A 24,294-nucleotide genomic window follows, 5' to 3' on the forward strand; every position below is an offset into this window, starting at 1 on the left:
AATGCTAGAGGGGACTGGTCAAAGCCCGACAAGCCATGTATAAGCCGGCCCAAATTCCGAAATTGATGCATGTCTGTTTCGGCCGCCTTGCTGGCCGTGGATATGTTTCGTCCGTACATGGAGTAACGAGAATGGCTGTACCGAAGAGAAAAACAAGCCCGTCCAAGCGCGGTATGCGCCGCTCGGCTGACGCCCTGAAGGCTTCGACCTATGTCGAAGACAAGAACTCCGGCGAACTGCGTCGCCCGCATCACATCGACCTGAAGACCGGCATGTATCGCGGTCGCCAGGTTCTGACGCCGAAGGAAAGCGCATAATCAAGCGCTGCCTTGGTGGCATGAATTAAAGGCTGGCGTTTCGCCGGCCTTTTTTCGTTGTGATTGAGGTGTGCTCGGTGGGTGAAATGCGGCCTATTTGTGTGCCGAAGCTGTGATACCCCCCTCTGTCCCTTTCGGGACATCTCCCCCACAAGGGGGGAGATCGTTGGGAGTATGCTGCCCATTGCCGCTAAACCAATAAACTGCAGTCTGCGCAGATTCGATATTTGTTTGAGGCGAGAGGTCGCTGCGAGTTACGAATCTCCCCCCTTGTGGGGGAGATGTCCCGAAAGGGACAGAGGGGGGTGAAAACTCTCCATGAACGCACAGGCGGTTTTTCAGCGCTGCCACACCTCACAAGCTATCCAGCTTGCTCTGCATGGCGCGGAGCTGTTCCTTCAGTTCGTCGATGTCCTTGGCTTCGGCCTTGCGGCTTTCCTTGGCAGGCGGCTTCATGAAGGGTGAGAACATCTGCATGGCCTGCTGGAACATTTCGGTGTTGCGGCGAACCTGCTCCTCGACCATCTGCATGGGCAGCTGAAGATTCTTGCCGAGCGGCGTTTCGCCGAAGGCGCGATTGATCTGTTCGCGCATCTGCGTCTGCTGCTCCGTGAAGGCGCGCATGGAATGTTCGAGGAAGCTCGGCACGACCATCTGCATCTGGTCGCCGTAATAGCCGATCAACTGCCGGAGGAAGGAAATCGGCAGCAGCGTGTTGCCGGTCTTTGATTCCTGCTCGAAAATGATTTGCGTCAGGACCGAATGCGTAATGTCTTCACCGCTCTTGGCATCCTGGACAGTGAATTCTTCACCTTTCTTCACCATCTCCGCCAGGTCGTCCAGCGTCACGTAGGTGCTGGTGCCGGTATTGTATAGGCGGCGATTCGCATATTTCTTGATTACGATCTGGCCCTCATTCTTTGCCATTATCAGTCTCCTGGCCCCGTCTGATTGTATGGAATACTCCTCCACTCCCGAGTGTAGACGCAAAAGAAGCTTGGTGACAATCGCTTTGTGCGATGCGGCAAGACCTTTCCTTTGATTGGATTTCTCGCAGGCAATGACGGCTTCATGAAATCTGTACGCCGGAAATTCTTGCAATTTGACTCCGGCGCAAAGCTTTGACAGTTTCGCCTTATATACACGTTCATTTTCCGAGGAGGCTTCCATGAGCAGTTCATCCATCGTCGTCGCCAGCGCCGCCCGCACCGCCGTCGGCTCGTTCAACGGCGCGTTTGCGACCGTTCCGGCGCATGAACTTGGCGCCACCGCCATCAAGGGTGCGCTGGAGCGGGCCGGTGTCGATGCCAAGGAAGTCGATGAAGTGATCCTCGGCCAGGTGCTACAGGCCGGCGAAGGGCAGAACCCGGCCCGCCAGGCCGCGATGAAGGCCGGCATTCCGCAGGAAGCGACTGCCTGGAGCGTCAACCAGCTTTGCGGCTCCGGCCTGCGCGCCGTGGCGCTCGGTTTGCAGCAGATCGCAACAGGTGATGCAAAGATCATCGTCGCCGGCGGCCAGGAATCCATGTCGATGGCGCCGCATGCGGCAAACCTTCGCTCCGGCACCAAGATGGGCGACATGAAGATGATCGACACCATGATCAAGGATGGTCTGACGGACGCGTTCTACGGTTACCACATGGGCATTACGGCCGAAAACATCGCGCGCCAGTGGCAGCTTTCGCGCGATGAACAGGATCAGTTCGCCGTTGCCTCGCAGAACAAGGCGGAAGCCGCACAGAAGGCCGGCCGCTTCAAGGACGAGATCATTCCTTTCACCATCCAGACGCGCAAGGGCGACATCACGGTCGATGCCGACGAATATATCCGCCACGGCGCGACGCTGGACGGCATGGCGAAGCTGCGCCCGGCCTTCGACAAGGAAGGTACAGTCACCGCCGGCAATGCTTCCGGCCTCAATGACGGCGCGGCTGCCGCCGTGCTGATGACCGAGGCGGAAGCCTCGCGCCGCGGCATTCAGCCGCTTGCCCGCATCGTTTCCTGGGCAACCGCCGGTGTCGATCCGCAGATCATGGGGACCGGGCCTATCCCGGCCTCGCGCAAGGCACTGGAAAAGGCCGGCTGGTCTGTCGCGGATCTCGATCTCGTCGAAGCCAACGAGGCTTTTGCCGCCCAGGCTTGCGCCGTCAACAAGGATCTCGGCTGGGATACCTCGATCGTCAACGTCAACGGCGGCGCGATCGCTATCGGCCACCCCATCGGCGCCTCCGGCGCCCGCGTCCTCAATACGCTACTGTTCGAAATGAAGCGCCGCGGCGCCCGCAAGGGGCTCGCCACGCTGTGCATCGGCGGCGGGATGGGCGTCGCCATGTGCTTCGAGGCGCTCTAGAATCTAAAGAAATAGAGCATGATGTCGTCCGAAAACCGCTCACACTTTTCGGCGTCATGCTCTAGGGCGTCTTGAAAGGAATTTTCCAGAAGAAGTGGTGAAAGCGAGCGGGCGACCCGGCCTTCGGGCGTCCCGCCTCCGCAGCAACAAAGGGGAGTGGCACATGAGCAGAGTGGCATTGGTAACCGGGGGCACGCGCGGCATCGGCGCGGCCATTTCGATGGCGCTGCATAATGCGGGTTACAAGGTGGCGGCGACCTATGCCGGCAACGACGAGAAGGCTCGGGCTTTCCACGATGTGACCGGCATCGCCGTCCATAAATGGGATGTCACCGATTACGAAGCCTGCGGCAAGGGCATCGCCAAGGTCGAGGACGATCTCGGTCACGTCGAAATCCTGGTCAACAATGCCGGCATCACCCGCGACGCCATGTTCCACAAAATGACGCCACAGCAGTGGCAGGAGGTCATCAATACGAACCTCACCGGCCTGTTCAACATGACCCATCAGGTCTGGCAAGGCATGCGCGACCGCAGCTTCGGCCGCGTCATCAACATCTCTTCGATCAACGGTCAGAAGGGGCAGATGGGGCAGGCGAACTATTCCGCCGCCAAGGCCGGCGATCTCGGCTTCACCAAGGCGCTCGCCCAGGAGGGCGCTGCCAAGAACATCACCGTCAATGCCATTTGCCCCGGTTATATCGGCACGGAAATGGTGCTGGCGGTACCGGAAAAGGTGTTGAACGAGCGCATCATCCCGCAGATCCCGGTGGGGCGCCTGGGCGAGCCCGAGGAAATCGCCCGCATCGCGGTTTTCCTTGCCAGCGACGATGCCGGTTTCATTACGGGATCGACGATAACAGCCAATGGCGGCCAGTTCTTCGTCTAGAGAGCAATTCCAGGGAAAGTGCATAGCGGCTTTCCGTTGGCAATTGCGTAGAAGCGATGGGATAGAGCGGTTCGGAACTTCCGTGAAGAGCTGATCCGCTCTTGGCCATTCGCATCATGGGCAGGATTGCCGGATAGGCGGAAGTGTCAGCCCGGCAATCATCCCCGGCCTGAATTTGCCTGCTGTCGCTGCCGTGGCTTGAATTCCAGGATCACGGCTTCCAATGGCGCTCGCCGTTTTCTCTCTTTGTCCCGCGCTCTTGCCGCGCTTCCGAGCGCGTAAAAAGTGGTGCCGATGAGCGCGAGTGCTGCAATGCTTGCGATGATTGCGGCCATGGTGCCGTTCCTTTCTCAAAACACTGCTCCCTTCCCGCGGCCGATCGCGCGGGAAGAGGATTCCTTCAGAAAATCCGGCTTCCGGAGCCTGCTCCGATGTTCGCGACCGAGCCGCAAAAGCGGCCGGTCACGAGCGGTCAAGCCTTAGCGGCAACGAGCCTCGTAGCGATTGCCGTAGCGATCGCGATAGATGCAATAGCCGCGGCGCTCATGGGAGCGTCCGATAAGATTGCCGACGACGCCGCCGGCAACAGCGCCGACTGCCGCGCCGCCCCAGCTATGGGTGGCCACGCCGCCGATCAGGGCGCCGGTGCCGGCACCGATGGCAGTCCCTTTTTCCGTTGCCGTGCACGACGCTAAAGCGCCGACAAGGGCGATCGCGACGATGATCTTCTTCATGGTGTTAGCTCCCTGGTGTTGTGAAGTTTGAACATTGACCCGCGGATCAGATCCGCCCCATCAATAACAAAATGAGGACAATGACGAGAACAAGCCCGAGACCGCCCGATGGACCGTACCCCCATGCCCGGCTGTAACCCCAGCTGGGCAGTGCGCCGATCAGCAGCAGAATCAGTATGACAAGCAATACCGTACCAAGCATGATATGTCTCCTCCATGTCCATCGCTTGAATAGCGCCGGCAATGTCATTCAATCCGGCTCTATGCTCCAGCGGCTCCAGTTCGAATCGGTTCCTTAGCGAATGGGCGGAGTTCCCCAATTCTGCAGATAGAAACTTGCGTCGCCGAAAATTGTTCCGGCTAAGAAATAAAAATGGCTAGGTGCCGGCGGCGCGGCATTCAGCCAGATATTAACGCGGCGGCACGAAGCGGGCGTAGGAGGGCGGAGCCACGACCCGTTCTTATGGTTAAAATACTATTAAAATACAATATGTTGCGGTGAACGAAACGAGAAAAGAAGCCTGTCCGTGATTCGTCGGCGATTCGTTCTGCCTTTGGACTTTGGTTAATGGCCGGGCCTTTTTGTACGTCCCGGGCGTGCAAACTGAGCGAAATCCAGTGGAAGGCGGGTGTTCACAGGATGATGCCTTCATGCCCCCATCGGTTCGCGCGGAATAGGCCGGTGGAGGCGTCCTGCGCCCGCGCCGCTTTCCATGTCTCAATGCTGTCCTGGCGAAATACAAATATGTAGCCGTGAAATCCGCTTCGCGTTGGCCTCGATCGAGGCGCCGATACGAACAGCTTATGCGTGTGTTTCCAGATTCATTATATTTGCGCTCGTTAAAAGATTGATCGCAATTGCAGATTCGGCTCGAATCGTGGGTTCAACCATTCGGAGTCCTATGGGTTCTGGTCCAGGAAGCGCTAGATATTGTGTGGAACAAAAGCAGAATCGGCTGGAATCCGCGATTCGTCGCCGATTCGTTCCGGCTTTGGCCCGAATCTTAATGGAAGGAGCGGCATTCCGGGAAGCTGCATTATTTACAAATAATTAACTACGAAAAACGCTGATTTTCGCCGGCTTCGGATTCTCTGCCTGACTCCCTTTCTCAGGGAAAAGGCACGGAAACGAGATTCAGCATTTGGTGTCAGTCTTTTCATCGAAATCCATATGTTGTAGTGAACAAAAAAAGAACGACAGCGAGTCAGCGATTCGTCTCCGATTCGTTCTCAAGCTGTTCCGGAAATCGTCGGGACTCGCATTAGATGCAGGATTAATGTAGCTTATGGTTGAAGCCATCAATAATGAAATCGATTGTTGCTGCGGCTGTTTTTTTATTCAGGTCTTGCCTTTGTCGCATATGGTCGTCATCTCTTCGTTTCCTCCTTGGGGAACTTGCTGATCGAAAGACGGTGGTTTCTCGCCCATGCACGGACCAATGACACAGACTTCGCAGCCCATGATCCTGAGCGGACGCGGCGTGACCGCGGTGCTCGGACCGACCAATACCGGCAAGACCCATTATGCCATCGAACGCATGGTGGCGCACGGCAGCGGCGTGATCGGCCTGCCGCTGCGGCTGCTGGCGCGCGAGGTCTATACGCGCGTCGTCGAGAAGGTTGGGGTCCAGCATGTGGCGCTTGTCACGGGCGAGGAAAAAATATCGCCGCCCAATGCCCGCTTTTCCGTCTGCACCGTCGAAGCCATGCCGCGCGAGACGCGTGCTTCCTTCGTCGCCATCGACGAGGTTCAGCTTGCCGGGGATCTCGAGCGCGGCCACATCTTCACGGACCGCATCCTGCACCTGCGCGGCCGGGACGAGACGCTGCTATTGGGGGCCGGCACGATGCGGCCCATCCTCGAACAGCTCTTGCCCGGGATCACCGTCCTGGAGCGGCCGCGGCTGTCGCATCTTTTCTATGCCGGGCAGAAGAAGATCACGCGCTTGCCGCAGCGCACCGCGATCGTGGCTTTTTCCGCCGATGAGGTCTACGCGATCGCTGAGCTCATCCGCCGCCAGCGCGGCGGCGCCGCCGTCGTTCTCGGCGCGCTCAGCCCACGTACGCGCAATGCGCAGGTGGCGCTCTACCAGGCCGGCGATGTCGAATATCTGGTCGCGACCGATGCGATCGGCATGGGCCTCAATCTCGATGTCGATCATGTCGCCTTCGCCCAGGACCGCAAGTTCGACGGCTATCAATTCCGCAACCTCAATCCCGCCGAGCTTGGCCAGGTCGCTGGCCGCGCCGGCCGCCACCTGAAGGACGGCACCTTCGGAGTGACCGGACAGGTCGATCCTTTCGACGACGAACTGGTGCGCCGGATCGAGGGACACGAATTCGACATGGTGAAGGTGCTGCAGTGGCGCACCAAGGCTTTGAATTTTTCCTCGATCGCGGCGCTGCGCGCCAGTTTGGAAGACGCGCCGCGCGTGCAGGGGTTGACGCGGGCGCTGCCTGCGGTAGACCAGCAGGCGTTGGAATATTTGTCACGCGATCTGGAGATAGTCGATCTTGCCAGCAACCCGGCTCGGGTTGAGAAATTATGGGAGGCCTGCGCGCTTCCCGACTATCGGCGCATTACGCCTGCCCAGCACGCCGATCTCATTGCCGCCCTCTTTTCCGATCTGGTGCGCTATGGCACGGTGAAAGAGGATTTCCTGGCCGAACAGGTGCATCGCGCCGATCGGACGGATGGCGAGATCGACACGCTTTCGGCGCGAATCGCGCAGATAAGGACTTGGACCTATGTGTCGAACCGGCCCGGTTGGCTTGCCGATCCGACACACTGGCAAGAAAAGACGCGGGAAATCGAAGATCGATTGTCCGACGCGTTACATGAGAGGTTGACGAAACGCTTTGTTGATCGCAGGACATCTGTGCTCATGAAGCGCCTGAGAGAGAATGCGATGCTGGAAGCTGAAATCAGTGTGAATGGGGATGTCTTCGTTGAAGGGCATCATGTGGGACAGTTGACCGGTTTCCGGTTCACGCCTGTTGCGGGCACCGAGGGGCCGGATGCGAAGGCCGTCCAGACAGCCTCCCAGAAGGCGCTGTCTCTGGAATTCGAGGCGCGCGCCGCGCGCCTGCATGCGGCTGGCAACAGCGATCTTGCGATCAGCGCCGATGGACTCGTGCGCTGGCTCGGCGATCCCGTGGCGCGCCTGTCGGGGAGCGATCATGTCATGCGTCCGCGCGTCATCCTGCTTGCCGACGAGCAGCTGACGGGCCATGCGCGCGATCATGTCGCCTCGCGCATCGAGCGCTTCGTGAACCATCATATCAGCACGATCCTGAAGCCGCTCGACGATCTCCAGCGCGCCGAGGATCTGCAGGGCCTCGCCAAGGGGCTGGCTTTCCAGCTGGTGGAGAATCTCGGCGTTCTGTTCCGCCGCGACGTCACGGAAGAGGTGAAGTCGCTGGATCAGGATGGGCGCGCCTCCATGCGCCGCTACGGCGTCCGCTTCGGCGCCTATCATATTTTCGTGCCCGCATTGCTGAAGCCGGCTCCGGCCGAGCTCATCACGCTGCTATGGGCTCTGAAGAACGATGGCCTGGACAAGCCGGGCTATGGCGATCTGATCCCGGTTCTTGCCGCCGGCCGCACCTCGGTCGTCACCGATCCGAGCTACGAACGCATGTTCTACAAGCTCGCGGGCTTCCGCTTCCTTGGAAAGCGGGCGGTTCGCATCGACATTCTCGAGCGCCTGGCGGATCTCATCCGCCCGCTCTTGCAGTGGAAGCCCGGCCAGGCTTCGCGTCCGGAAGGCGCTTATGACGGCCGCCGCTTCACCACGACGACCGCCATGCTCTCCATCCTCGGCGCGACGCTCGAGGATATGGAGGAAATTCTCAAGGGTCTCGGCTATCGCGCCGATTCCGTGAAGGCGGAGGAGGCCACCGCCTTCCTCGCCCAGCAGGATGCGGCTGCGACACCGGCAGCGCCGGCTGCGGAAGCCGCCGCCGAGAAGGCCGATCATGACGACGCCGATGTTGTCGGCGACGAGCCGGCTAAGGAAACGGAAGCCGTTGTGCAGGATGCAGCTCCGGCCGCCGATGTCTCGGTTGAATCGGTGCCAGTGGCAGCTGAAGTTGCCGAGGCAACTGACGCTGAAATCGTTGCCGCGGAACCTGTCGAGCCTAAGCCGGTTCTGCTCTGGCGCTTGGGTGGACGCAGCGACAATCAGCAGCGCCAGGGTGGCCGTGGTCATGGTGACCGTCGCGGCCAGCAGGGCGAGGGCCGCGGTCAGCAGGGCAACCGCCGTGGTGGTGGCGAGCAGCAGGCAGGCGGTGGCGAAGGCAACCGCGAAGGACGCGACCGTCGCGATGGCCGTGACAATCGCGGTGGCGGTGGCGGCGATAAGGGACCGCGCGGCAACCGCGAGGGCGGCCGTCCGCCGCATCAGGGCAATCGCGGCGACCGTCAGGAGCGCGGCGAACGCAACGACCGGAACGATCGCAACAATCGCGGCGCATCGCAGCCGTTGCGATTCGAGGCCAAGCCGCCGCGCAAGGAAAAGCCGATCGATCCGGATTCTCCTTTCGCCAAGCTCGCTGCCCTCAAGGAGCAGATGAAGAAATAGGTCATGACGGACGAGAAACAGCCATTTTCCGGTTCGCGCCAGCGCATCGACAAATGGCTGTTCTTTGCCCGCATGGTGAAATCCCGCTCGCTGGCGCAGGTCTATGTTCAGAACGGCAGTGTGCGGGTAAACGGCGAGCGGATCGCGCAGCCGAGCTTCGGCGTCAAGGCCGGCGACCGTATCGAGCTCTCCCTGGAGCGCCGGGATGTCATCCTCATCGTGCGTGCTCCCGGCGAGCGCAGGGGGCCTTTCGAGGAAGCCAGGCTGCTCTATGAGGACCTGACGCCGCCGCCGGATGAGACAAAACGCCTCACCCCGTTCGAACAGGCGCTGCGAGCGCCGGGGAGCGGAAGGCCCACGAAACGCGATCGCCGGGCAATCGATCGCCTGATCTCGGACGACGATTAGAAAACTCTGCCTGTCTCAGGCCGCTTTCCAGATTGTTTGTCCTTGAAATTGACTGATAAAGTCGATACCTCACCATCAACCTGCCGGTAACCAGCCGGGCGGCGCGTTTGCGCGTGATGCATTCGTTTGTCCGTTCGGCTCCGCGGGACGGCGCGACGTTCCAGGTTGCGCATCCGCGGAAGCTAGAGACATTCCTGGAGTGCTTCATGACATATGTCGTGACCGATAATTGCGTCCGCTGCAAATATACCGATTGCGTGGAAGTCTGCCCTGTCGACTGCTTCTACGAAGGCGAGAACTTTCTCGTCATCCATCCCGACGAATGCATTGATTGCGGCGTCTGCGAACCGGAATGTCCCGCCGAGGCGATCAAGCCCGATACGGAGCCGGGCCTCGACAAGTGGCTGAAGATCAATACGGAATATGCCGCCATCTGGCCGAACATCACGGTCAAGCGTGACCCGTTGCCGGAAGCCAAGGAGATGGATGGCGAAGAAGGAAAGTTCGAGAAGTATTTCTCGGCGAATCCCGGAACCGGCGACTGATCGAGGGCCGTGACAGGCCGTCGATAAAGGTGTAGTCGATATCGCAGAAAGCGAATCATTGCCGTCGGGCCGCATGGCGGTCAACGTGGCCTTTTTGCCGCGCGCGCAGCAAATTATTGATTTCCTCAGATTTTTGTGATAGGTTCCTCATACTGATCCACAGCGGCATTTCGCATGCCCAAAACCATCACGAAAGCAAATCACCAATCCGTACGCGGTTTCCTTGACATATCAACCGTTTGTGTTGTCGGGTCCTAGATCGCGATGGATGGGTTTCTGTTTGCATAAGTCTGGCTGGACCAGGATGAAGTGACCCCGACGGTACGTCCGTCTCATCCGGGCCTGACTGACCCGGCACCCGGCCCAACCGGGCGCGTAACAGGGAGTTTTTGAAAAGAATGACGACCCAGCAGAAAAAACCTTCAGCAGCACGCCATGGCTTCAAGACTGGTGAAGCGATCGTTTATCCGGCCCACGGTGTCGGCACGATCACTGCGATCGAAGAACAAGAAGTCGCAGGCATGAAGCTCGAGCTGTTCGTAATCGACTTCGAGAAAGACAAGATGCGCCTGAAGGTGCCGGTGGCCAAGGCCATGAGCATCGGCATGCGCAAGCTTTCCGAGACGGATTTCGTCGAGCGGGCACTGAAGGTCGTGCAGGGCAAAGCCCGCGTGAAGCGCACCATGTGGTCGCGTCGCGCTCAGGAATATGATGCCAAGATCAATTCCGGCGATCTGCTCTCCATCGCCGAGGTGGTTCGCGATCTCTATCGCGCCGAGAACCAGCCGGAGCAGTCCTATTCCGAACGTCAGCTTTATGAAGCTGCACTCGATCGCATGGCGCGCGAAATTGCAGCCGTCAACAAAATGTCGGAAACCGAAGCCGTTCGCCTTGTCGAGACCAATCTCAACAAGGGCCCCAAGCGCGGCAAGGCCATCGAGGAAGACGATTCCCAGGACGAAGCCGCATAAGGCCAGCGCCCCAATCCAGCTTTAAAAAAACCCGGCCTTCGCGCCGGGTTTTTTCTTTGGAACCTTTTTGCTTCTGCCGCGTTTAAGCCCTCGTGTTAGCGGTCCGTGTGGGTACACTCCTGTGGGGAGAGGTTTCCGGATAGGCCGTATTATCGACATTTACGAGGACCGGCCTATGCGTTTTCATCCGAAGCCCCCCGGCGATCCGAACAAGCTTCAATCGCCAGATCCATTCGCTGAGATCGAACAAGACTAGTCATCGATTATCCGGCGAACCGGATATCGGTCTCCAATTTGAATTTCATTCATTGATTTCCATCCGAACAGCGATGTTCGGAAACGATACTTGCTGCCCTTTTCGTCGACCGCGGCACTAAAGACGATTTGAGGCCGAACCTAGGAGATGCGTATGACGAACATGTCTGCAGATCGACGCATGATCAAAGTTGCGATGGCTGCCCCCTATCTCGATCGCGACGAAGAGCATAATCTTGCCATACGCTGGAAGGATCACGATGATCGCGGCGCCCGCAATCAGATAGCAACCGCCCATATGCGCCTCGTCATTTCCATGGCGGGCAAGTTTCGCAACTTCGGACTGCCGATGAGCGATCTCGTGCAGGAAGGCTATGTCGGTCTCCTCGAGGCGGCCGCCCGTTTCGAACCGGAACGGGAAGTTCGCTTCTCGACCTATGCAAGCTGGTGGATCCGCGCTTCGATCCAGGATTATATTCTGCGCAATTGGTCGATCGTGCGCGGGGGCACGAGTTCGGCGCAGAAGGCGTTGTTCTTCAATCTTCGCCGCCTGCGCGCCAAGCTCGCCCGCAGCAATTCGGGTGTTACCGTTCAGTCCATCCATGAGGAAATCGCGGTTGCGCTGGGCGTCAGCCTTTCCGACGTACAGACTATGGATGCGCGCCTTTCCAGCAGCGATACCTCCTTGCAGGCGCCGTCGATATCGGGCGATTCCGAAAGCGCGGAGCGTATCGATTTTCTCATCAGCGACGAGCCACTGCCGGACGAGCAGGTTTCCGACATGATCGACGGCGAACGCCGCCGCATCTGGCTTGCCTCGGCGCTGAAGCACCTCAACGAACGCGAGATGAAGATCATCCAGGCACGCCGCCTTGTCGAGGACGGAGCGACGCTCGAGGAACTGGGCGCCGATCTCGGAATTTCCAAGGAGCGCGTGCGTCAGATCGAAAGCCGTGCGATGGACAAGCTCCGCAACGCGCTTGTCGATGCGGATCCCCGCATGGCGACCTATGCCTGAGAAGGGTCTTCTCCCGGCCGGGGGAAGATAGGCCGATTATTATTCCGAAATAATCTTGACCTTGTCGCCCGGTGCAATCGTCGACCCGGTCGGTAGGGCGTTGATCAGTTTGAACAGGTCGAGCTTGCGGTCGGTGCCCATCATGCGGGCGGCGAGCGTCGTGATCGTGTCGCCGGGCTTGACGGTGACGACACGGACCCTGAGCGGCTTCAGCGATGCCGCCTCTTCCGGGGTCATATGCCGGAAACTCGAACGCAGGACATCCGCCGTCTGGTTGAGCTGCGCGATGTTCCCCTTCGGCACGGCCGTCAGGAAACGGAAGATCTGCGTGCGGTCGCGGATGACGGTGACATCGAAATCCCAGCGATCGGCCGAAGCACGCGCGGTGGCGGCCGGCATGCCGTTGACGGTGATCGACTGGATCGACGAGGGATCGAGGCCCGTCACCCAGCCGCTGGAAATATAATTCGTCAGGTTCTGGTTCTGGCTGTCGGCAACCCCGTCGAAGCGGATGGCGATATCGCCGGGGCCGGTCGCCATCACAGCCTCGACCTTATTGTCGATGCGAAAATCGGGCGGCACGTCGAAGCGGATACCGAGACCGCCATGCAGGAAGGTCTGGCCGCGCACATAGCCTTCCTCGGGGCTGTCGCCATAGAGCAGGCCATCGATGCCGTTCAGGTAATAATCGCGGCCGATGTCGCCGACCTTACGTTCCTCACCGAATTCGCGGGCATGCGCCTTGGCGAGATCGATGCGCTGCGGCGTGCTCGGGTGGCTCGACAGGAAGTCCAGGCTCTGATCGGCATCGGAATTGGCCGACATGAAGCGGCTGTAGTCTTCCATGGCATTCAGGAAGCGGGCGGCGGCATAGGGATCGTAGCCCGCCTGGCCGAGCGTGCGGATGCCGATCTCATCGGCCTGGAGTTCCTGCTGACGCGAGAAGGCGGCGAGACGCAGCTTGCCGCGCGCAAGCGCCTGCTTGCCGGCCAGATCGCTCGACAGGACTTCCGAAACGACGCGGCTGGCGATGACTTCGGCTTCCTCGCGCTTCTGCCGCTCGATGCCGTGATTGGCTGTCACGTGCGCCATCTCGTGCGACAGCACGGCAGCGACTTCGGAAGCATCATTGGCAAGCGCCAGAAGGCCGCGGGTGACATAAAGATAGCCGCCTGGAAGCGCGAAGGCGTTGATCGAGGGCGAATTGAGAATGGTGATGCGATAGGACTGCTGCGGATTTTCCGACACGCTGGTCAGGGCGCCGGCGATGCGGGCAACGAGGCGCTCGGTCCTGGCGTCCTTGTATTCGCCGCCATAGCTTGCGAGGATGCGTGGATGCTCGCGTGCGCCCATCTGCGCGCGCGGATCGTTTTTCTGCACTTCGGAGACGATCTGCGGATTGGCGGAGGGCGAAACGCTCGGCTGATAGGATTGGTCCATCACCGTCTGGCAGCTGTCCAGCACCATGGCGGCGACAAGAAGCGGGGCAAGGCGGCGCAAACGGGCTGCGACGGTCACGCTGATCCTTCGTTCTGCTCGTTCGCTCTGCTTCAGTACCAGTGTCCCACTCATTTCGCTGCCATGCCGGCTCGGCGCCAAATCCGGTTGATCGTTACCGGGCTGATCATCGTCGCGCGCCGATATAGGTTGCTTGCATCCCCATCGATCCGCATCTGCCCGGACGGTCTCCAACCCTTGCTGTAGCCGATTTTGGCATCGGTTGCATAGCGAGACTCCGTTTAAATGTGGCGGCGTTGTATTTTAGCAAGCATTTCCCAGGACTTTCAGCCGTTCGGCACGACGAAATTAAGGCAAAGCCGATGGCTGGATGCTGCAGCGCAATCAATGCTGCAGAAATGTGGTCAATGCCGGGATATCGCCTGTCTTCAGGAAGGTCTCTATGGGGGCGGCAAGCCCGATTGCGCCGCCATCGATGAAGACGGCATGGTCGGCAAGGCGCCGCACCTCGGCCGGATCGTGCGAGACGATCAGCACCGTATTGCCGCTTTCGCGATGCAGTGTTTTCAAAAGCTCGACCATGCCCGAGCGGAGACCCGGATCGAGGGCGGCGAAGGGTTCGTCCAGCAGCAGGATTGGTTTGTCGCGCACCAGCGCCCTTGCGAAAGCGGCGCGTTGTCGTTCGCCGCCGGAGAGCGTTCCCGGCTTGCGCTTCTCGAAGCCGGGCAGCCCGACGCGCGCCAGGGCCTCCGAGACCCTTTGCCGGTCCCGTGGCGAAAGCTTCAATGACGGGCTGATGCCGAGACCGACATTGGTGAAGAGATCGAGATGGGCAAAGAGGTTGTTGTCCTGAAAGACCAGCGACACCGGCCGTTCGGCGGAGTGGAGGCCGGTCACGTCCTGTCCGGCAAGCAGAATGCGGCCGCGATCGGGCTGTTCGAAGCCGGCCAATAAATTGAGGAAGGTCGATTTTCCAGATCCCGACGGTCCGGCAATGGTGATGATCTTGCCCTGTGGCAATGCGCAATCGAAACGAAAGTCGTGCGTGCCGAGGCGCAGCTCGACGCCGGCCATGGCGATGCCTTGTTCCTTCATGTCGTGGCCGTCAGTCATTTCCCTTGCTTTCATGATCGCGCGTACCTTGGCCGGCGGTGCCGGCGATGGTCAAAAGAAGGCACACTAGGCCGAGGATCAAGGCATATCCATCGGCGTCGTTGGTGCGGTAGCTGCCGAGCTTGCTGTAGACCAGCCAGGGCAGGGTCATCAGGCTGTCCGAGCCGAAGAGCGCCACGGCGCCGAGATCACCAAGCGAAAGCGCCATGGCGAAGGAGAGCGCGGTGAAGAGCGGCTTGCGCAAGCCCGGCCAATCGATGAGGCGAAGACGGGCAATGCCGTGAAGGCCGAGGCTCGTCGCCAGCCGTTCAGTGCGGCGGCGGTGGACCGCATAGGCCGGCTCGATGACGCGGATGACGAAGGGCAGCGCCATCAGCGCATTGATAACAACGATGAGGATGGCGGCGAAGCGGCTGGGATCGCCCAATGGTCTCAGCGCCAGAAACCAGCCGGTTGCCAGCACGATCGGCGGGACCAGCAGAATAAGGGACGAGCTTGCGCTCAAGGCGAGCGCCAGGCCGCGCAGGCTGGCGGTCTTGCGGCGATCCGCCGATATTACCGATCGGGCGCGGATGATGGCAAAGGATATCAAGACGGCCAGAAGGCCGGCGGCGATTGCGATGGCGAGGCTGGTGACGGCCGCTTGCAGAAAGATCGGCTGGCCGGCGAGCTTCGGAAGGTTTGCCTCGAGGCCGGTCACGACGACCGAAGCGAGCGGCAGGCCGAGAAAGAGCGCAGCAGCTGAAAGCAGAAGAGCGTCGATCCATCGGGCAGCCGTCTTCTGCCCATCGATGCGGCGGAGCGCGCGGCCGCTGGTCAGCCCATGATCGTCGGGCGAGCGAAACAGCGTCATGGCGCCGAGGATGAGGAGAGTGACGGCGATCTGCAGCAGCGACAGCATCACGGCGCGGCTGGGATCGAAATCGAAGCGGAGCGCCTGATAGATCGCCACTTCCAGCGTCGTTGCGGCCGGGCCGCCGCCAAGGATCAGGACCAGCGTGAAGCTGGTGGCGCAGAGCATGAAGATCAGGCCGGCAATGCCGGGAATAAGGCCGCGCAGCATAGGCCATTCGATGAAGCGGAAGACCGAGGCCGGCCGCATGCCGAGCCCGCCGGCCACAAGCCAATATTCCGCCGGCACGCGCTCCAGCCCGGCCAGCATCAGCCGGCAGGCGAGCGGCATGTTGAAGAAGACATGCGCCAGCAGGATACCGGCAAGGCCATAGATGCTAACGGGTTGCGACAGGCCGAGTGCTGCAAGAGCCTGATTGAGCAGCCCCTGCCGCCCCCATATGCCGAGCAGGCCGAGCGCGCCGATCAGCACCGGCAAGCCCATCGGCACCGCCATCAGTCGGAGCAGCCACAGTCGGCCGGGAAAGCGCGGCTGGCGCGCCAAGGCGCGGGCGACCGGTATGGCGAGCACTACGGAGAGCAGCGTCGAAAGCACCGCCTGCAGCAGCGTGAAGCGTAGGACGCGCAGCAGATAGGGGTCGGCCAGCGTGGTGTCGCCGCCGGATTCGATGCCGGCGGCCAAAAGGACGAGGACCGCGACCCCGACGAAGAGCATGATGCCGGCGAGGCTGAGCGCCCCGCCGGAAATGGCGCGTCTTCGTTCGGATGCCGCAAGCATGCTCAGGGCGTCAATTGCCGCTGGTGGCGGCCAGCCATTCGTCGATCCAGGCCTTGCGGTTCTTGTCGACGACATCGGGGCTCATCAGGAAGGTCTTCGACGGCACGACGAGCTTGCTGAAGGCATCCGGAAGCGGCTCCGAGGTGGTGGAGACCGGCATCATCCAATTGCTTGTCGGGATGATGTCCTGGAAGCCCGAGGAGATCATGAACTTCAGGAAGTCGCGGGCGAGTTCCTTGTTCGGCGAGGACTTGATGAGGCCGGCGACTTCGATCTGGATATAATGTCCTTCCGAGAAGGCGGCCGCCTGATAGCGATCGGTCTTGTCCTCGATCATGTGATAGGCCGGCGACGTCGTATAGGAGAGCACCATCGGCGCTTCGCCCTTGGTGAAGAGGTCATAGGCTTCCGACCAGCCGGGGGTGACGGTCAGGATGCGGCCCTTGAGCTTCGTCCAGGCGTCGGCCGCCTTATCGCCATAGATCGACTTGACCCAGAGCAGCAGGCCGAGACCCGGCGTCGAGGTGCGCGGATCCTCGATGACGATCTTCTGCGAGGAATCGCCCTCGATCAGATCCTTCATGCTCTTCGGCGGGTTCTTGACCGCCTGGCTGTCGTAGATCACGGCGAAATGGCCGTAGTCGTAGGGCACGAAGACGTCGTCCTTGAAATCGCCGGGGACCTTGAGGGCAGACGTGTCGACGCCGCTTTTATCGAAGAGGCCGGTATCCTTGGCCTCGTCGACGAGATTGGTGTCGAGGCCGAGAGCGACATCGGCCTTGGTGCCGGCGCCCTCCAGCTTCAGGCGGGACAGAAGTGCGACGCCATCGGTGACGGCGACATAATTGACCGTGCAGCCGCAGGTCTTTTCGAAGGCGGCCTTGACCTTGGCGCCCGGACCCCAATCGGCGGTGAAGCTCTCATAGGTGTAGATGGTCAGGGTCTTGTCGGCTGCCTCGGCCGTCTGGGCAGCAAAAAACGTTGCGCCGGCGGCAAGGGTCAGGCCGGCGAAGAATGACAATAGCGATCGGTTTTGCACGACAGCGCCTCCTCCTGGAGCCGGATGATTTTAGGTCTATCGACCTAAAATCTGAATCCGCTCTAAAATCAAATAATTAGAGCATGATGTCGCCCGAAAACCGTTTACGCTTTTCGGCATCACGCTCTAGGTTTCGTCTTGAAGGGGAAAAGGGCGCTATGATTTCGTCACGCGTCTAATCCCTCCGCCGGTGTTAGCCGGATCAGGTTCCGCGGGTTGGCCGATGAAAGCCTCTCAGCCAGATGTCCGGAAGGACATGAGGCACCCCGTTAGAGCGTCGGCAGATTTAGCCTTGTGACGAAGGGATGACAAGTACGTTTGCCATTTGAACCTATCTTCGCAAAACAAATTTATCTGCTATAGATAGAAAATTGATTCTCTAACTTAATTTTAGGTAGATCCAGTATGGAATATCAATCTTATTCTGTTCGTAAATTACTAGATTCCGTCAAGGGCGGAGGCATAAGAATACCCGCATTTCAGCGAGGCTTTGTATGGGACATGGATCATGTTGCCTACTTAATGGATAGTATCTATAAAAATTATCCGTTTGGTTCTTTATTGTTTTGGCGAACCAAAAACAAGCTAAACGTAGAAAGAAGCCTCGGTAGATTTGATCTCCCTGATCCCGAGGAAGATTATCCCGTAGATTATGTGCTGGATGGGCAGCAGCGTCTAACTTCAATTTTTACGGTGTTTCAAACAGAATTGAAGCCTAAGATTGATGATAAATGGAGCGATATTTATTTTGATCTAAAATCCGGCAATAACGCGCAGGAGAGCCAATTTTATCCTCTTAAAGATAACGAAGTGGATAACGAGAGATATTTTCCCTTAAGAGTACTGTTCGATTCTGTCTCCTATCGAGAAGCAACTTCTCACCTCACTGAGGATCAAATTAATCAAGTCGATAGATTACAAGAAAAGTTTAAAGAAGTAACAATACCTGTACAGGTCCTAAAAACCGAAGATAGGTCTATGGTCGCTATTGTCTTTGAACGAGTAAACAGGCTTGGCGTTGAGCTAGATACGCTCCAACTTCTTTCTGCGTGGACGTGGAATGAGAATTTTGATCTCCTGGAGAGTTTTAAGGGATTAAAGGATGAGCTGGAGGAGTTTGGTTTTGAAGGCGTGGGAGAAGATTCAGATCTAATACTGCGGTGTACTGCGGCTATACTTAAAGATGAGCCGTCGGCTGAAACTTTGCTAGAACTAAATGGTCAAACTGTGAGGGAAGAGTTTCCGCGAGTTCGTAATGGAATTAAGGGAGCTATCGACTTCTTGCGTACGCAACTTTGTGTCTACAATCTCAAAAATCTTCCATATCCCGCATTGCTTATACCACTGTCCGTATTTTTCGCGGAGCCAGATGGCAAGGAAGTTTCATACAGTAACCAAACATATCTAAAATTAAAGCGTTGGTTTTGGAGGTCTTGTTTGGGTAATAGATATAGTAGCCAAACCAGAAAGGCAGTAATACGCGATATTAAGGAAATGAAATCGTTAAAAAATGGCATGCAATCGCATATCGATTCCATGGATATTGATATATCTCCTGAGTTTTTTAAGAAAAACGTATTTAGGACAACCACAGCAAATACAAAGACTTTTGTTTTGATGTTATCAAATAATATTCCTAGGAGTTTTATGTCTAGTAAGGAAATTGATCTTGAGCCGGTCCTTCAGGCGTATAATAGATCTGAGTTTCACCATATTTATCCAAAGGCTTCTTTTAAGAATGAAGCGGAGGATCAGGTAAACAGCCTTGCAAATTTCTGTTTCCTTAGTGCTGCCGAAAATAAGAAAATTGGAAAGAAATTGCCATCTATTTATCTCGAAGAGCTAATTCCAATTGACGGAAGAGAAGAGCTTTTATCGAGCGTATTTTGTCATGTAGCTGACTTTGATGACGATTTCGTAGGTTTTATAGACAGACGGAATGAAAGGTTGCTTAGGCACGCTCAAAAACTAATTGCGTAGTGCAGTTACTATGGCAGTAGAATATTGGGTTTACTTAAGAATATACCTTTTTGTTACTCGGCCGCCTGAGCGGCGGCGGTGCTTTCGAATTTCTTCACAGCACCGGGTAGCTGCACGTTCTTCAGCGTCAGCGCGGTCAGAAGGCCGATGAGGCAGATGCCGGCGGCCGTCATGAACAGCGGGCTGAAGGCGCTCGCATAGGCGTTGGCGACGGCCTCGCGGGTCGCCTCGGGCAATGCGGCCATCATCTTCGGTGTCAGTTGCTCGATATCGGATACGCCTGATATGGAGACGCCGACATTGCCGAGCTTGGCGGCGATGATGGCGCCATAAATGGAGATGGCGATCGAGGCGCCGCCCATGCGCGAGAGCGTGACCGCGCCGGTCGCCGCGCCGACGTCACGGGCAGCGGCTGCGTTCTGCACGCCGATGACGGGCACTTGCTGCGCAAGACCGATGCCGATGCCGTGCAGCAGCATCAGGCCGCCGATGAAGACGATGGGTGTGCCGGCGGGCAGGACGGCAAGCGAGCCAAATGCGATGGCGCTGCAGGCAGCGCTTGCGATGGCAAAGGGCTTGTAGCGCCCTCTGGCCGCAATCAGCCTGCCGGCCGACAGCGAGCCGCAGACGATGCCGCCGGTCAGCAGAATGAACAGCAGGCCGGCCATCGAGGGCGAAAGGCCCGTCGTTGTCTGCAGGAAGAGCGCGAAGTAATTGACCATGCCGATGGCAACGGCGCCGCTGGTGATCGAGATGATCAGCAGAAGGCCGAATGTCGGATTGCGAAACAATGTCATCGGCACGATCGGCTCGGGTGCGCGGCGCTCGATGAAGACCCAGGCGATGGCGCAGATCGCGCCGAAGGCAATGATGCCGAGGCATTGCGGCGATAGCAGCGACCCGAAGAGTTCGCTTCCGTCGGCAGCAAGCACAATGCTGGTCGTCGTCAGGGCAAGGACGATGGCGCCGGCATAATCGATCTTCGGACGGCGGGCCGGCTTGCGGTAGGGCAGCATGAAGGCGAGGCCGGCAAGCACGATGAAGCCGATCGGCACGTTGACGAGGAAGATCGAACGCCAGCCGAAAAGATCGCTCATCGTGCCGCCGAGAACGGGGCCGATGGCGCCCGACGCCATCAGCACGAGGCTGGAATAGCTCTGGTAGCGCGCACGCTCGCGCGGCTCGAAAAGATCGGCGTTGACGGCGAAGATCGAGACCATGATGCCGCCGCCGCCGAAGCCTTGAAGGACACGGGCGGCGATCAGCGTATCCATCGAGATGGCTAGGCCGCAGACGGCGGAGCCGATCGTGAAGATCGCGATCGCCGTCATCATCACATATTTGCGGCCGAAGAGATCGCCGAGCTTGCCGTAAACGGGCATGACGGCGGAGAGCGAGAGGAGATAGGCCGATCCGATCCAGCCGAAACGCTCCAGATGCCCGAACTCGCCGACGATCGTCGGAAGCGCCGTCGAGACGATCTGGTTGTCGAGTGTTGCCATGAACATGGCCGTCATCAGAAACAGGAAGAGTATAAGCCGCCGTTTATGATCCGCCACGAGCGGCGCGAAGGTTGTCTGCATGTCCATGGGGCAAGAAATCCGAGCTTGGCCGAAACGCTGCGCGGTCGATCGAATGCGCGGGACGTCCCGGTTTTCATACCTGATACATATGTGCCAATAGCATATAAATGTCAATGACAGGTGAGTGCTATTTGCATGTTTTATTTCTTGTCCGCCTCTGGTATGGTGGAAAGATGACATCTGCGACGAATACACGTGAAGTTGAAGCCCAGACCCTGACCGACGACGAGAACCTCCTGCGCATCGGCCATGCGATGACGCGCATGCGGCTGCTGACAGGGCGCCGCATGATTGGCAGGCTTGCCATTGAGAGCGTTGCGCCGGGGCTCGAGCTTTCGCATCTCGACGTGCTCGATGTCGTCCGCCGGGCGGAGATGACAGGCGAAGTCACCGTCGGCACGATTGCCGAGATGCTGCGCATCGATCCCTCGCGGGCGAGCCGCATCGTTGCCGACATGGTGACGCGCGGCGTGTTACGGCGCAAGGCATCGCAGGCGGATGCGCGGCGCATCGTCGTGATCCTGACCGCGCTCGGGCAGAAATTGCTGTTGGAGATCCAGGCGCAGAAATATTCCGTCATCGGCAGCATCTTCGCCGACTGGACGCCGGAGGAGATCGAGAGCTTCTCGCTGCTGTTCGATCGCTATGTCAGCGGCTACGAACGGGTTTTCCAGGCGCGTCTCAAGGAAACGGACGACTGAGCCGTCGTCGCGGCCGTTCTTGCCTATGCTGCTCTTCCCTAGGGGCATGACTTTGCGCTATGGGCTTGCCTCATGAGCCAGTCCACCACCTTCACCATACTGCTCGGCGGCGAACTCCGTCTGACCGAGCGGTTGCGCGCCGCCATTTCCGGCAGCCGTTTCATCGCAGCCGATGGCGGAATGCGCCATGCGATCGCGCTTGGGGTGGAACCTGAGCTATGGGTCGGGGATTTCGATTCCACGCCCGCCGATTTGCAAGCTGCATTTCCCAATGTGCCCAAGCAGCCCTATCCGGCGGCGAAGGCGGCGACCGACGGCGAGATTGCCGTCTCGGAAGCGATCGATCGCGGTGCCACGAGGCTGATCCTGGCGGGCGCCATGGGTGGCGAGCGGTCCGATCATGCCATCCAGCACCTGCTCTATGGCATCCGCCTGGCCGAGAAAGGCTTCGATGTCCTGCTGACCTCCGGTGACGAGGAGGCGGTGCCGCTGCCGCCGGGCGATCTCACGCTGGCGCTGCCGGCAGGCTCGCTGTTCTCAGTCCTCGGCTTCAGCGATCTGAAGGGCCTTTTCATCGATAATGCCCGCTATCCCCTGCGCGATTTCCATTTGCCCTTCGGCGCATCGCGCACCATTTCCAACGTGGCGGAAGGCGACGTGCGCTTTTCGCTCGGCAGCGGCAGAGCGATCGTTCTTGCCCGCCCTTATGATCTCAGCGGAGTCTGATCTTGGCCCCTCCCATTCTGAAACTCGACGACATCTTCCTGAGCTTTGGCGGCGCGCCATTGCTCGCCGGTGCCGCGCTGCAGGTGGAGCCGGGCGACAAGATCTGCCTTGTCGGCCGCAATGGTTCGGGCAAGTCGACACTTTTGAAGATCGCGGCCGGCCTCGTCGAAGCGCAGTCGGGCGAGGTGTTCCGCCATCCGTCTTCGACCGTGCGTTACCTTGAACAGGCCCCGGATTTCGCCGGTTACAAGACGGTCGCGGCCTATGCCGAAGCCGGTCTCGGACCAGGCGACGATCCTTACCGGGTCACCTACCTCCTGTCCCATCTCGGCCTGACCGGCGAGGAGGATCCGAAGACCCTCTCGGGTGGCGAGGCGCGCCGTGCTGCTCTGGCGCGCGTCCTGGCGCCGGAACCGGATATCCTGCTGCTCGACGAACCGACCAACCATCTCGACCTGCCGACCATCGAATGGCTGGAAGGCGAATTGCAGAAGAGCCGCAGCGCGCTCGTCTTGATCTCGCACGACCGGCGTTTCCTGGAGAAGGTTTCGACCGCGACCGTCTGGCTCGATCGCGGCACATCGCGCCGTCTGGACAGGGGATTTGCCCATTTCGAAGCTTGGCGCGATCAGGTGCTCGAGGCCGAGGAACTGGAGCAGCACAAGCTCGGCAAGCAGATCGAGCGCGAGGAGCACTGGCTGCGCTACGGCGTGACGGCGCGGCGTAAGCGCAATATGCGCCGCCTCGGCGAACTGCAGGACATGCGTTCGCGCTATCGCGGGCACAAGGGCGCCCTGGGCACGGTGCAGGCCGCTGCCTCCGATGCGCAGGAGAGCGGCAAGCTGGTGATCGAGGCTGATAAGATCACCAAAACCTATGGCGATCGGTCGATCGTCGCGCCGTTTTCGATCCGCGTCCATCGCGGCGATTGCATCGGTCTCGTTGGCCCGAACGGCGCCGGCAAGACGACGCTTTTGAAGATGCTGACCGGTCAGCTGGAGCCTGATAGCGGCACGGTGAAGCTCGGCACCAATCTGGAAATCGCCACGCTCGATCAGAAGCGCGAGGAGCTCAATCCGGAGGATACGCTCGCCAACTACCTGACCGACGGCCGTGGCGAAAACCTGCTCGTCAACGGCGAGCAGCGGCATGTGACCGGTTACATGAAGGAATTCCTGTTCCAGCCGGAGCAGGCGCGCACGCCGATCAGGAACCTCTCCGGCGGCGAACGTGCCCGGCTGATGCTGGCGCGCATCCTGTCGCGGCCGACCAATCTCCTGATCCTCGACGAACCGACGAACGACCTCGACATCGAGACGCTCGACCTGCTGCAGGAAATCGTGTCCGGTTTTTCCGGCACGGTCATCCTCGTCAGCCACGACCGCGATTTCCTCGACCGCACCGTGACCTCGACGATCGCTCCCGCCAATCCGGAAGAACCGGATGGCCGCTGGATCGAATATGCCGGCGGCTATTCCGACATGCTCGCCCAGCGTAAGGGCGCGATCGAGGAGCGCAAGCGGGCGGAAAAGGCGGCGGAGAAGCCGAAATCAGCCGAAGCTGCAGCGCCAGCCGGCGAGGGCTCGAAGGGCAAGGGCAAGCTGTCCTACAAGCAGAAATTCGCGCTGGAAAATCTGCCGAAGGACATGGAGAAAGCCGAAGCGGAGATTGCCGCGCGCGAGAAGAAGATGGCCGATCCGAACCTCTTTTCCAAGGATCCCGCAACCTTCAATCGCCTCGCAGCGGAGATGGAAAAGCTGCGGGAGAGCCTTGTCAGCATGGAAGAGGAGTGGCTCGAGCTCGAAATGCTGCGCGAGGAGCTGGAGGGCTGACGGCCTCGGCCAGCTCATCTTATGGGCGTCCTTCCATATAATGAAAACAAACGGTTGCGTTTAGTCGCGTCCGCTTCATTCCCTGTTGTCCAATTCGATAAACCGTTTATACATTAACGCGTGACGCCGGCCGCAAGGGCTGGATGATACCCGGGCCCACGC

The 24,294-nt window shown here is 59.3% G+C and carries 21 protein-coding genes and 1 riboswitch; of the genes, 12 read left to right on the top strand and 9 right to left on the bottom strand.

The features are described 5' to 3' along the window. The first annotated feature begins 131 nt into the window (after window positions 1–131). Window positions 132–317 carry a 50S ribosomal protein L32 gene (gene rpmF / locus ACPYOP_RS16315; protein ID WP_006724402.1) on the top strand — a complete coding sequence of 62 codons (186 nt, stop codon included), beginning with the start codon at window positions 132–134 and terminating at the stop codon, window positions 315–317. 354 nt (window positions 318–671) lie between these two features. Here the strand turns inward: rpmF and phaR are convergent, their stop codons facing one another. Next, complete coding sequence (gene phaR, locus ACPYOP_RS16320; protein WP_112341594.1) at window positions 672–1,244, bottom strand: polyhydroxyalkanoate synthesis repressor PhaR; 573 nt, start codon at window positions 1,242–1,244, stop codon at window positions 672–674. 241 nt (window positions 1,245–1,485) lie between these two features. Between phaR and ACPYOP_RS16325 the strand changes: the two genes are divergently transcribed. Beyond that, on the top strand, window positions 1,486–2,667 hold the full coding sequence (locus ACPYOP_RS16325) for an acetyl-CoA C-acetyltransferase (RefSeq protein WP_481411405.1): 1,182 nt from the start codon (window positions 1,486–1,488) through the stop codon (window positions 2,665–2,667). A 163-nt stretch (window positions 2,668–2,830) separates the two neighbouring features. Then, the gene (phbB, locus tag ACPYOP_RS16330) at window positions 2,831–3,556 is read left to right on the top strand and encodes an acetoacetyl-CoA reductase (protein WP_481411406.1); all 726 of its coding nucleotides are present in this window, start codon (window positions 2,831–2,833) and stop codon (window positions 3,554–3,556) included. 158 nt (window positions 3,557–3,714) lie between these two features. Here phbB and ACPYOP_RS16335 read toward each other — a convergent pair whose 3' ends face one another. The 3 genes from ACPYOP_RS16335 to ACPYOP_RS16345 form a co-directional block, all read right to left on the bottom strand. Then, a complete protein-coding gene (locus ACPYOP_RS16335) occupies window positions 3,715–3,891 on the bottom strand; it encodes a hypothetical protein (protein WP_481411407.1) in 177 nt (58 codons plus the stop codon). Window positions 3,892–4,035: 144 nt separating this feature from the next. Next, complete coding sequence (locus ACPYOP_RS16340; protein ID WP_149636122.1) at window positions 4,036–4,290, bottom strand: YMGG-like glycine zipper-containing protein; 255 nt, start codon at window positions 4,288–4,290, stop codon at window positions 4,036–4,038. A gap of 46 nt (window positions 4,291–4,336) precedes the next feature. Continuing rightward, a complete protein-coding gene (locus tag ACPYOP_RS16345) occupies window positions 4,337–4,492 on the bottom strand; it encodes a DUF3309 family protein (RefSeq protein WP_075853478.1) in 156 nt (51 codons plus the stop codon). Window positions 4,493–5,729: 1,237 nt separating this feature from the next. Between ACPYOP_RS16345 and ACPYOP_RS16350 the strand changes: the two genes are divergently transcribed. The 5 genes from ACPYOP_RS16350 (at window position 5,730) to ACPYOP_RS16370 (ending at window position 12,070) form a co-directional block, all read left to right on the top strand. Then, the gene (locus ACPYOP_RS16350; RefSeq protein ID WP_481411408.1) at window positions 5,730–8,873 is read left to right on the top strand and encodes a helicase-related protein; all 3,144 of its coding nucleotides are present in this window, start codon (window positions 5,730–5,732) and stop codon (window positions 8,871–8,873) included. 3 nt (window positions 8,874–8,876) lie between these two features. Next, window positions 8,877–9,281: an RNA-binding S4 domain-containing protein gene (locus ACPYOP_RS16355; RefSeq protein ID WP_481411409.1), complete on the top strand. Its 405-nt coding sequence runs from the start codon at window positions 8,877–8,879 to the stop codon at window positions 9,279–9,281. 206 nt (window positions 9,282–9,487) lie between these two features. Beyond that, window positions 9,488–9,826, top strand: coding sequence for a ferredoxin FdxA (gene fdxA, locus ACPYOP_RS16360; protein WP_481411410.1), 339 nt, complete (start codon window positions 9,488–9,490; stop codon window positions 9,824–9,826). 398 nt (window positions 9,827–10,224) lie between these two features. After that, entirely contained in the window at window positions 10,225–10,797 is a 573-nt protein-coding gene (locus ACPYOP_RS16365) for a CarD family transcriptional regulator (protein ID WP_481411411.1), read from the top strand. A 409-nt stretch (window positions 10,798–11,206) separates the two neighbouring features. Further along, entirely contained in the window at window positions 11,207–12,070 is an 864-nt protein-coding gene (locus tag ACPYOP_RS16370; protein ID WP_481411412.1) for an RNA polymerase factor sigma-32, read from the top strand. 39 nt (window positions 12,071–12,109) lie between these two features. Here ACPYOP_RS16370 and ACPYOP_RS16375 read toward each other — a convergent pair whose 3' ends face one another. The 4 genes from ACPYOP_RS16375 to thiB all read right to left on the bottom strand — a co-directional run bounded on the left by ACPYOP_RS16375 (window position 12,110) and on the right by thiB (window position 17,274). Next, window positions 12,110–13,537, bottom strand: coding sequence for a M48 family metalloprotease (locus tag ACPYOP_RS16375; RefSeq protein ID WP_481411428.1), 1,428 nt, complete (start codon window positions 13,535–13,537; stop codon window positions 12,110–12,112). 375 nt (window positions 13,538–13,912) lie between these two features. Next, window positions 13,913–14,641 carry a thiamine ABC transporter ATP-binding protein gene (locus tag ACPYOP_RS16380; RefSeq protein ID WP_481411413.1) on the bottom strand — a complete coding sequence of 243 codons (729 nt, stop codon included), beginning with the start codon at window positions 14,639–14,641 and terminating at the stop codon, window positions 13,913–13,915. Then, complete coding sequence (gene thiP / locus ACPYOP_RS16385; RefSeq protein WP_481411414.1) at window positions 14,634–16,271, bottom strand: thiamine/thiamine pyrophosphate ABC transporter permease ThiP; 1,638 nt, start codon at window positions 16,269–16,271, stop codon at window positions 14,634–14,636. Before thiP ends, ACPYOP_RS16380 begins: the two co-directional genes overlap by 8 nt. 10 nt (window positions 16,272–16,281) lie before the next feature. Then, window positions 16,282–17,274, bottom strand: coding sequence for a thiamine ABC transporter substrate binding subunit (gene thiB, locus ACPYOP_RS16390; RefSeq protein WP_481411429.1), 993 nt, complete (start codon window positions 17,272–17,274; stop codon window positions 16,282–16,284). Window positions 17,275–17,472: 198 nt separating this feature from the next. After that, window positions 17,473–17,589: riboswitch (TPP riboswitch) on the bottom strand. Between the two features lie 126 nt (window positions 17,590–17,715). On the opposite strand from thiB, the gene ACPYOP_RS16395 reads away from it, so the two are divergent. Next, window positions 17,716–19,290, top strand: a complete 1,575-nt coding sequence (locus ACPYOP_RS16395; RefSeq protein WP_481411415.1) for a GmrSD restriction endonuclease domain-containing protein — start codon at window positions 17,716–17,718, stop codon at window positions 19,288–19,290. 53 nt (window positions 19,291–19,343) lie between these two features. Here ACPYOP_RS16395 and ACPYOP_RS16400 read toward each other — a convergent pair whose 3' ends face one another. Beyond that, entirely contained in the window at window positions 19,344–20,879 is a 1,536-nt protein-coding gene (locus ACPYOP_RS16400) for an MDR family MFS transporter (RefSeq protein ID WP_481411416.1), read from the bottom strand. A gap of 167 nt (window positions 20,880–21,046) precedes the next feature. On the opposite strand from ACPYOP_RS16400, the gene ACPYOP_RS16405 reads away from it, so the two are divergent. The 3 genes from ACPYOP_RS16405 to ACPYOP_RS16415 all read left to right on the top strand — a co-directional run bounded on the left by ACPYOP_RS16405 (window position 21,047) and on the right by ACPYOP_RS16415 (window position 24,132). Further along, complete coding sequence (locus tag ACPYOP_RS16405) at window positions 21,047–21,574, top strand: MarR family winged helix-turn-helix transcriptional regulator (RefSeq protein ID WP_481411417.1); 528 nt, start codon at window positions 21,047–21,049, stop codon at window positions 21,572–21,574. Between the two features lie 72 nt (window positions 21,575–21,646). Then, on the top strand, window positions 21,647–22,300 hold the full coding sequence (locus ACPYOP_RS16410) for a thiamine diphosphokinase (RefSeq protein WP_481411418.1): 654 nt from the start codon (window positions 21,647–21,649) through the stop codon (window positions 22,298–22,300). Window positions 22,301–22,302: 2 nt separating this feature from the next. Then, window positions 22,303–24,132 (top strand): ABC-F family ATP-binding cassette domain-containing protein, encoded by a 1,830-nt coding sequence (locus tag ACPYOP_RS16415; RefSeq protein WP_481411419.1) that lies wholly within the window; start codon window positions 22,303–22,305, stop codon window positions 24,130–24,132. Window positions 24,133–24,294: the final 162 nt, after the last annotated feature.

This window comes from Rhizobium sp. KNZ2-6A, from assembly GCF_056755475.1.

Coding starts and splice junctions, on each gene's coding strand:
- ACPYOP_RS16355 (WP_481411409.1), top strand. CDS start 8,877: ATGACGGACGAGAAACAGCCATTTTCCGGTTCGCGCCAGCGCATCGAC.
- ACPYOP_RS16410 (WP_481411418.1), top strand. CDS start 21,647: ATGAGCCAGTCCACCACCTTCACCATACTGCTCGGCGGCGAACTCCGT.
- phaR (WP_112341594.1), bottom strand. CDS start 1,244: ATGGCAAAGAATGAGGGCCAGATCGTAATCAAGAAATATGCGAATCGC.
- fdxA (WP_481411410.1), top strand. CDS start 9,488: ATGACATATGTCGTGACCGATAATTGCGTCCGCTGCAAATATACCGAT.
- ACPYOP_RS16395 (WP_481411415.1), top strand. CDS start 17,716: ATGGAATATCAATCTTATTCTGTTCGTAAATTACTAGATTCCGTCAAG.
- ACPYOP_RS16340 (WP_149636122.1), bottom strand. CDS start 4,290: ATGAAGAAGATCATCGTCGCGATCGCCCTTGTCGGCGCTTTAGCGTCG.
- ACPYOP_RS16365 (WP_481411411.1), top strand. CDS start 10,225: ATGACGACCCAGCAGAAAAAACCTTCAGCAGCACGCCATGGCTTCAAG.
- ACPYOP_RS16345 (WP_075853478.1), bottom strand. CDS start 4,492: ATGCTTGGTACGGTATTGCTTGTCATACTGATTCTGCTGCTGATCGGC.
- phbB (WP_481411406.1), top strand. CDS start 2,831: ATGAGCAGAGTGGCATTGGTAACCGGGGGCACGCGCGGCATCGGCGCG.
- ACPYOP_RS16335 (WP_481411407.1), bottom strand. CDS start 3,891: ATGGCCGCAATCATCGCAAGCATTGCAGCACTCGCGCTCATCGGCACC.
- ACPYOP_RS16370 (WP_481411412.1), top strand. CDS start 11,207: ATGACGAACATGTCTGCAGATCGACGCATGATCAAAGTTGCGATGGCT.
- ACPYOP_RS16380 (WP_481411413.1), bottom strand. CDS start 14,641: ATGACTGACGGCCACGACATGAAGGAACAAGGCATCGCCATGGCCGGC.
- ACPYOP_RS16400 (WP_481411416.1), bottom strand. CDS start 20,879: ATGGACATGCAGACAACCTTCGCGCCGCTCGTGGCGGATCATAAACGG.
- ACPYOP_RS16375 (WP_481411428.1), bottom strand. CDS start 13,537: ATGGTGCTGGACAGCTGCCAGACGGTGATGGACCAATCCTATCAGCCG.
- ACPYOP_RS16325 (WP_481411405.1), top strand. CDS start 1,486: ATGAGCAGTTCATCCATCGTCGTCGCCAGCGCCGCCCGCACCGCCGTC.
- ACPYOP_RS16405 (WP_481411417.1), top strand. CDS start 21,047: ATGACATCTGCGACGAATACACGTGAAGTTGAAGCCCAGACCCTGACC.
- ACPYOP_RS16350 (WP_481411408.1), top strand. CDS start 5,730: ATGACACAGACTTCGCAGCCCATGATCCTGAGCGGACGCGGCGTGACC.
- rpmF (WP_006724402.1), top strand. CDS start 132: ATGGCTGTACCGAAGAGAAAAACAAGCCCGTCCAAGCGCGGTATGCGC.
- thiP (WP_481411414.1), bottom strand. CDS start 16,271: ATGCTTGCGGCATCCGAACGAAGACGCGCCATTTCCGGCGGGGCGCTC.